The following is an 11,139-nucleotide window of genomic DNA, read 5'->3' as shown; positions in this document are numbered from 1 at the left end:
AATGCCTGCAGACGTTTTTTGGAACCTTCAACAACCCATACTTTCACTTCCACGGTATCACCCGGACGGAAGGAAGGTACGTCCTGCTTCATCTGTTCTTGTTCAAGTTGCTTAATAATGTTGCTCATAATTTAATCTCTTATCCTGGGTAAACTGATATTTGGGGGTCTCAGACCAGCCCATCATGTTTATGTTGCTGTTGTGCGTGTTCCTGTTTGAACTCCGCCAGCAACCTTGCTTGCTCTTCAGTCAGAGCCAGGTTTTCCAGAAGTTCAGGTCTTCTAAGCCAGGAGCGGCCCAGCGACTGTTTCAAACGCCAGCGACGTATCTCAGCATGGTTTCCCGACAGCAGAACTGGCGGTACCTCCATCCCTTCTAACACTTCAGGGCGAGTATAGTGTGGGCAGTCCAGCAATCCATCAGCAAACGAATCTTCGAATGCTGAAGCCTCATGACCCAGTACACCCGGAATAAACCGGGAAACGGAGTCGATCAGCGTCATTGCCGGTAACTCACCACCGCTGAGAACGTAATCGCCGATAGACCATTCTTCGTCAATCTCGGTCTGAATCACGCGCTCATCTATGCCTTCGTAGCGACCACATACCAGAATCAGCTTTTGATTCGTGGCCAGTTCGCTGACGCCCGCTTGATCAAGCTTGCGTCCCTGAGGTGACAGATAAATCACCTTCGCGCCTTCACCTGCCGCGGCTTTTGCTGCATGAATGGCGTCCCGTAAAGGTTGCACCATCATTAACATCCCCGGTCCGCCGCCGTAAGGACGATCGTCCACGGTACGGTGCCGGTCATGCGTGAAGTCGCGTGGACTCCAGCTTTGGATGTTCAGCAGGCCATTTTTAACTGCCCGGCCAGTTACCCCGTAATCGGTAATTGCGCGGAACATTTCAGGAAACAGGCTAATTATGCCAATCCACATAGCGCCGTCTTTTACCGTTTATCCGGTGGTTTAAAAACCAGGATCCCAATCTACTTCGATAGTACGAGTAGCGAGATCGACTTTCTTGATAACCTGCCCATCGAGGAACGGAACCAACCGCTCCTTGATGCCAAATGCATCTTTCAGGTTTGCCTTAATGACGAGAACGTCATTCGACCCGGTTTCCATCATATCGATGACTTTACCGAGACCGTAGCCTTCAGTGGTTACTACCTGGCAGCCCATCAGGTCTTTCCAGTAATAGCTTCCATCTTCCAGCGCCGGCAGCTGCGAAGAATCCACGATAATTTCGCAGTTCGTCAGCAGATTCGCGGCATCGCGATCGTCAACGCCTTTCAGCTTAATGACGATATCCTGATTGTGGTAGCGCCAGCTTTCCAGCTCAACGGTCTGCCACTGACCCGCCTTCTGGATTAACCAGGGCTGATAGTCAAAAATGCTTTCGGCGTCTTCGGTGGAGGAAAACACTCTGAGCCAACCACGGATACCGTAGGAAGAACCCATTTTCCCCAATACGATCGGATCAACAGGTGCTTGTGCGGTGTGTTGCTTGCTCATCATGACCACCGTGACAGATTAAGCTGCTTTCTTAGCTTCTTTGATCAGCGCAGATACGCGATCAGAGATAGTTGCGCCCTGGCCAACCCAGTGCTCGATGCGATCCAGGTCCAGACGGGTGCTTTCTTCAGTCGCAGAAGCGATTGGGTTGAAGAAACCAACGCGCTCGATGAAGCGACCGTTACGTGCGTTACGGCTGTCAGTAACAACAACCTGGTAGAACGGACGCTTTTTAGCGCCGTGACGTGCTAAACGAATAGTTACCATAACATCCTCTTGTGTGAATAGAACAACCGGGCCCCATCGAGGGAGGGGGCCCGGTGTCATATTAAAAGCCCGAAAATTTTACTCATTTTTGGGGGAATTGCAATCAACATCTGCCTTTTACCGCACGATAACCAGGGCGTTATCGTAATAGGCAGCGTGAAGTCGACGTATTTGTCAGTATAGAAGTGCGCGACCCTTTGGTCAGCGCACTTCCAAAGAGGGATTAACGGCCAGGGAATCCTGGCGGCATCATACCTTTCATGCCGCGCATCATTTTCATCATGCCGCCTTTCGACTTCATCTTCTTCATCATGCGCTGCATGTCGTCAAACTGCTTCAGCAGACGGTTCACGTCCTGCACCTGCAGGCCACAGCCCTGAGCGATACGACGCTTGCGGGAGCCCTTGATGATTTCAGGCTTCGCGCGTTCTTTCAGCGTCATCGAGTTGATGATAGCCTCCATACGCACCAGCACTTTGTCATCCATCTGAGATTTGACGTTATCAGGGATCTGACCCATGCCCGGCAGCTTGCCCATCAGGCTTGCCATGCCGCCCATGTTTTTCATCTGCTTGAGCTGCTCTAAGAAGTCGTTGAGGTCGAAACCGTCGCCCTTCTTCAGCTTCGTTGCCAACTTCTCAGCCTGCGCACGGTCAACCTTGCTCTCGATATCTTCGATAAGCGACAGCACGTCGCCCATGCCGAGGATACGGGAAGCGATACGATCCGGGTGGAACGGCTCCAGCGCTTCGGTTTTTTCGCCGACGCCGAGGAATTTAATTGGCTTACCGGTAATGTGACGAATAGAGAGCGCCGCACCGCCGCGCGCATCACCGTCGACCTTGGTCAGCACCACGCCGGTCAGCGGCAGCGCTTCGTTAAAGGCCTTGGCGGTATTCGCCGCATCCTGGCCGGTCATGGCATCGACCACAAACAGGGTTTCAACCGGCTTAATCGCCGCGTGAACCTGTTTGATTTCGTCCATCATCGCTTCGTCAACGTGCAGACGACCGGCGGTATCCACCAGCAGCACGTCGTAGAATTTCAACTTCGCTTCTTTCAGCGCCGCGTTAACGATATCGATAGGCTTCTGGCCAACGTCAGACGGGAAGAAGTCCACGCCAACCTGCTCAGCCAGGGTTTCCAGCTGTTTGATCGCCGCCGGGCGATAAACGTCGGCAGAAACGACCAGCACTTTCTTCTTGTGCTTCTCGCGCAGGAATTTACCCAGCTTACCGACGCTAGTCGTTTTACCCGCACCCTGCAGGCCCGCCATCAGCACTACGGCCGGTGGCTGCGCCGCCAGGTTGAGCGTCTCGTTCTCTTCGCCCATCGCCGAAACCAGTTCGCTACGAACGATTTTGACGAACTCCTGACCCGGGGTCAGGCTCTTGTTAACTTCGTGACCAACCGCTTTTTCTTTTACGCGATTGATAAAATCACGCACTACCGGCAGCGCAACGTCAGCCTCCAGCAGCGCCATGCGCACTTCGCGCAGCGTCTCTTTTACGTTGTCTTCAGTAAGGCGTCCACGGCCACTGATATTGCGCAGCGTGCGCGACAAACGATCGGTTAAATTATCAAACATTGTCTCTCGCCTGGGGTGGAAACGTGAGTCGCTAGCGCGACAAAAAAACGAAAATTTGCCGGAGTATAACACGACACCGGGGGAGTTGTGATGCTGCGGTTAGCGCTGTATCACGTTACGCCATTCACATCATCCTTCACGCAGGATCTGCGCCTTGATACAACTCGAATGATTTTGCGTATATACTGCATCTCTTTCTTCTATTTGACGACTGCCGACACTTTATGCCTGTTTTTGCCCTGCTCGCGCTTGTTGCCTACTCCATCAGCCTGGCGCTGATCATTCCCGGCCTGCTGCAAAAAAACAGCGGCTGGCGGCGTATGGCGATTTTTTCTGCCACCGTTGCGCTGGTGTGCCATGCGTTTGCGCTGGAAGCCCGTATTCTGCCGGGCGGTGAAAGCGGGCAGAATCTCAGCCTGTTGAACGTCGGCTCGCTGGTGAGCCTGATGATCTGTACGGTGATGACCATCGTCGCCTCGCGAAACCGCGGCTGGCTGCTGCTGCCTATCGTCTACGCGTTTGCGCTGATAAACCTCGCCTTCGCCACCTTTATGCCCAACGAGTTTATTACTCACCTGGAAGCCACACCGGGAATGATGGTGCATATCGGGCTATCGTTGTTCTCCTACGCCACGCTGATTATCGCTGCGCTCTATGCGTTGCAATTAGCGTGGATTGACTATCAGCTGAAAAATAAGAAGCTGGCGTTTAGCCATGAAATGCCGCCGCTGATGGTCATTGAACGCAAAATGTTTCACATCACCCAGGTTGGCGTCGTGCTGCTCACGCTGACGCTTTGTACCGGCCTGTTTTACATGCATAACCTCTTCAGCATGGAAAATATCGACAAGGCCGTCCTTTCCATCATCGCCTGGTTCGTCTATATCGTCTTGTTATGGGGCCACTACCATGAAGGGTGGCGTGGTCGTCGAGTCGTCTGGTTTAACGTTGCCGGCGCCGGCATCCTGACGCTCGCCTACTTCGGTAGCCGTGTCATTCAACAATTTGTGGGCTAAGTACTAAGGAATCCACTTGGAACATATCTCAACCACCACGCTGATCGTTACGCTGATCATCATGGTGGTCATCTCTGCCTATTTCTCAGGCTCTGAAACCGGCATGATGACGCTGAACCGCTACCGGCTCCGTCACCTGGCAAAACAGGGCAATAAACCGGCGCGCCGCGTCGAAAAACTGCTGCAAAAGCCTGACCGCCTCATCAGCCTGGTGCTGATTGGCAACAACCTCGTCAACATTCTGGCCTCAGCGCTGGGCACCATCGTCGGTATGCGCCTGTACGGCGACCTGGGCGTTGCCATCGCCACCGGGGTGCTGACCTTCGTGGTGCTGGTATTCGCGGAAGTGCTGCCAAAAACCATTGCCGCGCTCTACCCGGAAAAAGTGGCCTACCCAAGCAGCTTCCTGCTGGCACCGCTGCAAATTCTGATGATGCCGCTGGTCTGGCTCCTGAACCTGATTACCCGCATTCTGATGCGCATGATGGGCATTAAAACCGACATCACCATCAGCAGTGCGCTGAGCAAAGACGAGCTGCGCACCATCGTGAACGAATCCCGCTCGCAGATTTCACGACGCAACCAGGACATGCTGCTGTCGGTGCTGGACCTCGAAAAAGTGAGCGTCGATGACATCATGGTGCCGCGCAACGAAATCGTCGGTATCAACATCAACGACGACTGGAAGTCGATAGTTCGCCAGCTCACCCACTCACCCCATGGCCGCATCGTGCTGTACCGTGACTCGCTGGATGACGCCATCAGCATGCTCCGCCTCCGCGAAGCCTACCGCCTGATGACCGAGAAAAAGGAGTTCACCAAAGAAGTGATGCTGCGCGCCGCCGATGAGATTTACTTCGTCCCGGAAGGTACCCCGCTCAGCACGCAGCTGGTGAAATTCCAGCGTAACAAGAAGAAAGTCGGCCTGGTGGTCGATGAGTACGGTGATATTCAGGGGCTGGTAACGGTCGAAGATATTCTGGAAGAGATCGTGGGTGATTTTACGACGTCAATGTCTCCCTCGCTGGCCGAAGAGGTCAACCCACAAAACGACGGATCGGTGATTATCGACGGCGGCGCGAACGTGCGCGAATTAAATAAAGCCTTCAACTGGCATCTGCCGGAAGACGAAGCGCGCACCATTAACGGCATGATTGTGGAAGCGTTAGAAGAGATCCCTGCCGCTGGCACACGCGTGCGCATTGCCCAGTACGATATCGATATTCTCGACGTACAGGATAACGTGATTAAGCAGGTGCAGGTGAATCCGGTGAAGCCGCTTCGGGAAAGCGTGAAGGATTAAAGAATAGTCCCTCTCCCCGCCTGGGGAGAGGGAAAAGCGAAGATTATGCCTTCGCTTTCGCGACGGAAACCATCGCCGCGCGAATGGTACGACCGTTCAGGGTATAACCCTTCTGCATCACCATCAGCACGTTACCAGCCGCGACGTCTTCGGACTCAACCATCGCAATGGCCTGGTGTACGTTCGGGTCCATTGGGACGTTGATGTCCGCCACAACCTGCACGCCAAACTTCGCCACCACGTCCAGCATCGACTTACGGGTCAGTTCGATACCTTCGATCATCGGCGCCATCTCTTCGTTGTCTTTGTTCGCCACTTCCAACGCACGGTCCAGGCTATCCAGCACCGGCAGCAGTTCGTTGACGAATTTTTCCAGCGCGAACTTGTGCGCCTTCTCAACATCGATTTCGGTACGGCGACGCAGGTTTTCCATTTCAGCCTTCACGCGCAGGACGCTTTCGCGTTCGCGGGTTTCAGCTTCCGCTAACTGCGATTCGAGGTTCGCAATTTTTTCGTCGCGCGGATCCACCTGTTCAGCAGAAGCGTTTGGTTCAACCGCCTCAACTTCTTCGTGCTGTTCCATGATAATTTCTTCCGGGGATTGCCCCTCAGGCGTTTTCTGTTCTTTACTACTCATGAATTTCTCCGCGTTTTTTCGCAATCATCTCGCTAACTTCGCTTATTATGGGGATCAGATTCCGGGTTTCAAGGGAAGCTGTCACATTGTCACCCATCTTCGGCACAAGGACATTCAGAAAATGAACAATCATTTCAAGTGTATCGGTATTGTAGGACATCCCCGTCACCCGACGGCCCTGACGACACATGAAATGCTCTATCGTTGGCTGTGCACCAAGGGCTACGATGTCATTGTTGAGCGTCAAATAGCCAAAGAACTCAAGCTGGACAACGTCCAGACCGGCACGCTGGCGGAAATTGGCCAGAAGGCGGACCTGGCGGTAGTGGTCGGCGGCGACGGCAATATGCTCGGCGCGGCGCGCACCCTTGCCCGTTACGACATCAGCGTAATCGGCATTAACCGCGGCAATCTCGGTTTTCTTACCGACCTTGACCCGGACAACGCGCACCAGCAATTAGCCGATGTGCTGGACGGTAACTTTATTGCTGAAAAACGTTTCCTGCTGGAAGCGCAGGTCTGTCAGCAAAACTGCCAGAAGCGCATCAGCACCGCCATCAACGAAGTGGTGCTGCACCCGGGTAAAGTCGCGCATATGATTGAGTTTGAAGTCTATATCGACGAGACCTTTGCGTTCTCCCAGCGCTCAGACGGGCTGATTATTTCTACCCCAACCGGCTCAACGGCCTACTCGCTCTCGGCGGGCGGCCCAATCCTGACGCCTTCGCTGGATGCCATCACCCTGGTGCCGATGTTCCCGCACACGCTGTCGGCGCGCCCGTTGGTGATTAACAGCAACAGCACCATTCGTCTGCGCTTCTCACACCGCCGTAGCGACCTTGAAATCAGCTGCGACAGCCAGATAGCCCTGCCGATTCAGGAAGGTGAAGACGTGTTAATTCGCCGCAGCGACTACCACCTCAATCTGATTCACCCAAAAGACTACAGCTATTTCAACACATTAAGCACTAAGCTCGGCTGGTCAAAAAAATTGTTCTAATTTAGTCGCCGCCTCTTTACTGGATAAAAATCCAGTTTATACTGTATGAAAACACAGTTATGGGTTTTCATACAGGAAGCGGCTATGTTAGCACAACTGACCATCAGCAATTTTGCCATCGTTCGTGAACTTGAAATCGACTTCAACAGCGGCATGACGGCCATCACCGGCGAAACCGGTGCCGGTAAATCAATTGCAATCGATGCCCTCGGCCTATGCCTGGGTGGCCGCGCCGAAGCCGATATGGTCCGCGCTGGCGCCAGCCGCGCCGACCTCTGCGCCCGCTTTGCACTCAAAGACACCCCTGCTGCCCTGCGCTGGCTCGAAGAGAACCAACTGGAAGACGGCCGCGAATGCCTGCTGCGCCGCGTTATCAGCAGCGACGGCCGCTCCCGTGGCTTTATCAACGGCACCGCGGTACCACTCTCTCAGCTGCGCGAGCTGGGTCAGTTGCTTATCCAGATCCACGGCCAGCATGCACATCAGCAGTTGGTTAAACCTGAACATCAGAAAACCCTGCTTGATGCTTACGTCGGCGAATCTGTTCTCGTTCGTCAAATGGCCGAACACTACCGCCTGTGGAACCAAAGCTGCCGCGATCTCGCAACCCATCAGCAGCAAAGCCAGGAACGCGCCGCCCGCGCAGAGCTGCTGCAGTATCAGCTAAAAGAGCTTATCGAGTTCAACCCGCTGCCGGGCGAATACGAACAAATTGACGAAGAGTACAAGCGCCTTGCCAACAGCGGGCAGCTTATCTCCACCAGCCAGCATGCGCTGACAATCCTTGCTGATGGTGAGGACGTCAACCTGCAAAGCCAGCTCTACACCGCCCGTCAGCTGGCGGGCGAACTGGTGAGCATGGACGGCAAACTGTCTGGCGTGTTGGACATGCTGGAGGAAGCGGCCATTCAGCTGAGCGAAGCCAGCGACGAGCTGCGCCACTACTGCGACCGCCTGGACCTCGATCCTAATCGCCTGTTCGAGCTGGAGCAGCGCCTGTCCAAACAGATCTCGCTGGCGCGTAAGCACCAAATCTCACCGGAAGCCCTGCCGGAGTACTATCAATCTCTTCTGGACGAACAGCAGCTGCTCGACGACCAGAGCGACTCACTAGAGACGCTGAAACACGCGGTATCGCGTCATCATCAGATGGCAATGGAAACGGCACGCCAGCTGCATGCACAGCGTCAGGCAAGCGCTCAGGAGCTTTCACAGCTGATTACCGACAGCATGCACATGCTCTCTATGCCGCACGGCCTGTTTGATATCGACGTTCGCTTTGAAGAGCAGCACCTAACCGCCGAAGGGGCAGACCGCATTGAATTCCGCGTGACCACTAACCCCGGTCAGCCGCTGCAGGCGATTGCCAAAGTGGCATCCGGCGGTGAGCTGTCGCGTATAGCGTTAGCTATTCAGGTGATCACTGCACGTAAAATGGAAACTCCGGCGCTTATCTTCGATGAAGTCGACGTGGGTATCAGTGGCCCAACGGCGGCGGTGGTGGGTAAACTGCTGCGCCAGTTGGGTGAATCCACTCAGGTGATGTGCGTAACGCACCTGCCGCAGGTGGCTGGCTGTGGTCACCACCACTTCTACGTCAGCAAAGAGACCGACGGCGCAATGACTGAAACGCACATGCAGCCGCTGGATAAACGCGCCCGTCTGCAGGAGCTGGCGCGCCTTCTCGGCGGTAGCGAAGTCACGCGGAATACGCTGGCAAACGCGAAAGAGTTGCTGGCCGCATAAACTTTTTTGGTTTCTTAGAGTCTGAGTTCACAATAAAAACGCCGTAAGACCTGATATCAAAGGTTTCCAACTTACCTCAGGTCTATTATCATCGGCACATTACATATGAGCCGCGTACTGCTCGGGCCCGAAAAGGAATCAAATCACTATGCGCTGTAAAACGCTGACTGCTGCCGCAGCGGTTCTTCTGATGATGACTGCAGGCTGTTCCACTCTGGAGCGAGTGGTTTACCGTCCTGATATTAGTCAGGGGAACTACCTGGTACCTAACGACGTTGCCAAAATCCGTGTTGGCATGACGCAACAACAGGTTGCCTATACCTTAGGTACCCCGATGATGACCGACCCGTTCGGCACCAACACCTGGTTCTACGTTTTCCGTCAGCAGCCAGGGCATGAGTCCGTCACTCAGCAGACGCTGACCCTGACCTTCAACAGCAGCGGCGTACTGACTAACATCGACAACAAGCCAGCGCTGACCAAATAAATCAGCGGCGGTGTGTCACAAATGCAAAAAAAGCGCTCATTGAGCGCTTTTTTTATGTCTGCGATCCGAACGGTTTGCCGGATGGCGGCTTCGCCTTATCCGGCCTACAACGTGTAGCCCGGTCGAACGTAGTGACGCCGGGAAACCCCGGAGTCGGTGCTATCGCACCTCGTCCGGGCTACAGAATGGTCAGCTCTTTTGCTGGGCGCGCTGGCGGCGCAGTTCTTTCGGGTCAGCAATCAGCGGGCGATAAATCTCGACCCGGTCACCGTCATGAACCACATCGTCGAGCTTAGCCGGACGGCTGTAGATACCGACCTTGTTTTTAGCGAGGTCAATGTCATCTCGCAGAGTCAGCAGGCCGCTGGCCTGAATCGCCTGCTCTATCGTCGCGCCTTCGTCTAACGTCACACGCTGCAAGTACTGCTTTTGCGGCAGCGCATACGCCACTTCCACGGCGATTTTACCCGACACTGTATACCTCGCGAGCGCGCATCGTGAACGCCTGCACCATATTCAGCGCCAGTTCTTTAAAGATGCGACCAAACGCTAGCTCAATGAGCTTATTGGTAAACTCAAAATCAAGCTGGAACTCAATCTTGCAGGCGTCCTGGCTCAGCGGCGTAAACTTCCAGCCACCAATCAGTTTTTTAAACGGCCCATCGACCAGATGCATCAGGATACTCTGGTTGCTGGTTAACGTATTTCGCGTGGTAAAGGTCTTACTGATACCAGCCTTAGAGACATCCACCGCCGCCGTCATTTGCGTCGGGCCGGACTCCAGAACACGGCTGCCTGTACAACCGGGGATAAAATCCGGATAGGCATTCACATCATTCACCAGTTGATACATTTGCTCCGCGCTGTAGGGAACCAGCGCAGTACGGCTAATCTGAGGCATAGCAATTTCCATTCACGAACACGGCGTAAATAGTATCATTTATCTACTGCTAAAAAAAACGGAGGCGGGCTATATCGTGCTAAGATAACCCATTGCGCCTCGCGGGAGCTTGAGGCAGTGTTATTGAGATAAGCGATAAGTTCAGGACATTATGACAAAGAAAAAAGCACACAAACCTGGATCAGCCACGATTGCGCTGAATAAACGCGCCCGCCACGAATACTTTATCGAAGAAGAATTTGAAGCGGGCCTTGCCCTCCAGGGTTGGGAAGTGAAATCCCTGCGCGCAGGTAAAGCCAACATCGGCGACAGCTACGTTATCCTGAAAGATGGCGAAGCCTTCCTGTTTGGCGCGAACTTCACCCCGATGGCCGTAGCATCAACGCACTACGTTTGCGATCCGACACGCACCCGTAAACTGCTGCTCAACCAGCGCGAACTGGACTCCCTGTTCGGGCGTATCAACCGCGAAGGTTATACCGTCGTCGCGCTGTCGCTGTACTGGAAGAACGCCTGGTGTAAGGTAAAAATCGGCGTGGCGAAAGGTAAGAAACAGCACGATAAACGTTCCGATCTCAAAGATCGCGAATGGCAGTTGGATAAAGCCCGCATTATGAAACACGCCGGGCGTTAATAATACCCGCACTTGCCTGCCATCGCAGGCAAGTGCTTCACAAC

At 54.1% G+C, this 11,139-nt stretch carries 14 protein-coding genes; 6 read left to right on the top strand and 8 right to left on the bottom strand.

Features of this window, described 5'->3' with window-relative positions; translation table 11 throughout:
- The 5 genes from RDN66_RS01440 to ffh form a co-directional block, all read right to left on the bottom strand.
- A partial coding sequence (locus RDN66_RS01440; protein WP_308537475.1) for a 50S ribosomal protein L19 occupies positions 1-128 on the bottom strand: 128 nt, incomplete at its 3' end.
- A gap of 41 nt (positions 129-169) precedes the next feature.
- The gene (gene trmD / locus RDN66_RS01435) at positions 170-937 is read right to left on the bottom strand and encodes a tRNA (guanosine(37)-N1)-methyltransferase TrmD (protein WP_035894947.1); all 768 of its coding nucleotides are present in this window, start codon (positions 935-937) and stop codon (positions 170-172) included.
- Positions 938-967: 30 nt separating this feature from the next.
- Positions 968-1,516, bottom strand: a complete 549-nt coding sequence (gene rimM / locus RDN66_RS01430) for a ribosome maturation factor RimM (protein ID WP_035894946.1) — start codon at positions 1,514-1,516, stop codon at positions 968-970.
- An 18-nt stretch (positions 1,517-1,534) separates the two neighbouring features.
- Complete coding sequence (rpsP, locus tag RDN66_RS01425; RefSeq protein WP_202217387.1) at positions 1,535-1,783, bottom strand: 30S ribosomal protein S16; 249 nt, start codon at positions 1,781-1,783, stop codon at positions 1,535-1,537.
- Positions 1,784-2,006: 223 nt separating this feature from the next.
- Positions 2,007-3,371, bottom strand: coding sequence for a signal recognition particle protein (ffh, locus tag RDN66_RS01420; RefSeq protein WP_115073781.1), 1,365 nt, complete (start codon positions 3,369-3,371; stop codon positions 2,007-2,009).
- 224 nt (positions 3,372-3,595) lie between these two features.
- Here ffh and RDN66_RS01415 point away from each other — a divergent pair, with 224 nt between their 5' ends.
- Both RDN66_RS01415 and RDN66_RS01410 read left to right on the top strand, forming a co-directional pair.
- On the top strand, positions 3,596-4,387 hold the full coding sequence (locus RDN66_RS01415; RefSeq protein ID WP_035894943.1) for an inner membrane protein YpjD: 792 nt from the start codon (positions 3,596-3,598) through the stop codon (positions 4,385-4,387).
- Positions 4,388-4,403: 16 nt separating this feature from the next.
- A complete protein-coding gene (locus RDN66_RS01410; protein WP_202217386.1) occupies positions 4,404-5,690 on the top strand; it encodes an HlyC/CorC family transporter in 1,287 nt (428 codons plus the stop codon).
- A 43-nt stretch (positions 5,691-5,733) separates the two neighbouring features.
- On the opposite strand, the gene grpE is transcribed toward RDN66_RS01410, so the two are convergent.
- A complete protein-coding gene (gene grpE, locus RDN66_RS01405) occupies positions 5,734-6,327 on the bottom strand; it encodes a nucleotide exchange factor GrpE (RefSeq protein WP_035894940.1) in 594 nt (197 codons plus the stop codon).
- A 121-nt stretch (positions 6,328-6,448) separates the two neighbouring features.
- Here grpE and nadK point away from each other — a divergent pair, with 121 nt between their 5' ends.
- The 3 genes from nadK to bamE all read left to right on the top strand — a co-directional run bounded on the left by nadK (position 6,449) and on the right by bamE (position 9,560).
- Positions 6,449-7,327 carry an NAD(+) kinase gene (gene nadK / locus RDN66_RS01400; RefSeq protein WP_035894938.1) on the top strand — a complete coding sequence of 293 codons (879 nt, stop codon included), beginning with the start codon at positions 6,449-6,451 and terminating at the stop codon, positions 7,325-7,327.
- An 84-nt stretch (positions 7,328-7,411) separates the two neighbouring features.
- Positions 7,412-9,073, top strand: a complete 1,662-nt coding sequence (gene recN / locus RDN66_RS01395; protein ID WP_308537474.1) for a DNA repair protein RecN — start codon at positions 7,412-7,414, stop codon at positions 9,071-9,073.
- 148 nt (positions 9,074-9,221) lie between these two features.
- The gene (gene bamE, locus RDN66_RS01390; protein WP_035894936.1) at positions 9,222-9,560 is read left to right on the top strand and encodes an outer membrane protein assembly factor BamE; all 339 of its coding nucleotides are present in this window, start codon (positions 9,222-9,224) and stop codon (positions 9,558-9,560) included.
- A gap of 189 nt (positions 9,561-9,749) precedes the next feature.
- Here bamE and RDN66_RS01385 read toward each other — a convergent pair whose 3' ends face one another.
- Complete coding sequence (locus RDN66_RS01385; RefSeq protein WP_035894935.1) at positions 9,750-10,034, bottom strand: RnfH family protein; 285 nt, start codon at positions 10,032-10,034, stop codon at positions 9,750-9,752.
- Positions 10,024-10,461 carry a type II toxin-antitoxin system RatA family toxin gene (locus RDN66_RS01380; protein WP_035894934.1) on the bottom strand — a complete coding sequence of 146 codons (438 nt, stop codon included), beginning with the start codon at positions 10,459-10,461 and terminating at the stop codon, positions 10,024-10,026. The genes RDN66_RS01385 and RDN66_RS01380 overlap by 11 nt, the downstream gene beginning before the upstream one ends.
- A 151-nt stretch (positions 10,462-10,612) precedes the next feature.
- Here RDN66_RS01380 and smpB point away from each other — a divergent pair, with 151 nt between their 5' ends.
- On the top strand, positions 10,613-11,095 hold the full coding sequence (gene smpB / locus RDN66_RS01375; protein ID WP_035894933.1) for an SsrA-binding protein SmpB: 483 nt from the start codon (positions 10,613-10,615) through the stop codon (positions 11,093-11,095).
- The last annotated feature ends 44 nt before the right edge of the window (positions 11,096-11,139 follow it).

Source organism: uncultured Kluyvera sp., from assembly GCF_902485085.1.
GTDB lineage: Bacteria > Pseudomonadota > Gammaproteobacteria > Enterobacterales > Enterobacteriaceae > Kluyvera > Kluyvera ascorbata.
The sequence above is the reverse complement of the archived record's forward strand: the minus strand, read 5'-3'. Positions and strand labels throughout refer to the sequence as shown.

Coding starts and splice junctions, on each gene's coding strand:
- trmD (WP_035894947.1), bottom strand. CDS start 937: ATGTGGATTGGCATAATTAGCCTGTTTCCTGAAATGTTCCGCGCAATT.
- rimM (WP_035894946.1), bottom strand. CDS start 1,516: ATGAGCAAGCAACACACCGCACAAGCACCTGTTGATCCGATCGTATTG.
- rpsP (WP_202217387.1), bottom strand. CDS start 1,783: ATGGTAACTATTCGTTTAGCACGTCACGGCGCTAAAAAGCGTCCGTTC.
- ffh (WP_115073781.1), bottom strand. CDS start 3,371: ATGTTTGATAATTTAACCGATCGTTTGTCGCGCACGCTGCGCAATATC.
- RDN66_RS01415 (WP_035894943.1), top strand. CDS start 3,596: ATGCCTGTTTTTGCCCTGCTCGCGCTTGTTGCCTACTCCATCAGCCTG.
- grpE (WP_035894940.1), bottom strand. CDS start 6,327: ATGAGTAGTAAAGAACAGAAAACGCCTGAGGGGCAATCCCCGGAAGAA.
- nadK (WP_035894938.1), top strand. CDS start 6,449: ATGAACAATCATTTCAAGTGTATCGGTATTGTAGGACATCCCCGTCAC.
- recN (WP_308537474.1), top strand. CDS start 7,412: ATGTTAGCACAACTGACCATCAGCAATTTTGCCATCGTTCGTGAACTT.
- bamE (WP_035894936.1), top strand. CDS start 9,222: ATGCGCTGTAAAACGCTGACTGCTGCCGCAGCGGTTCTTCTGATGATG.
- RDN66_RS01380 (WP_035894934.1), bottom strand. CDS start 10,461: ATGCCTCAGATTAGCCGTACTGCGCTGGTTCCCTACAGCGCGGAGCAA.
- smpB (WP_035894933.1), top strand. CDS start 10,613: ATGACAAAGAAAAAAGCACACAAACCTGGATCAGCCACGATTGCGCTG.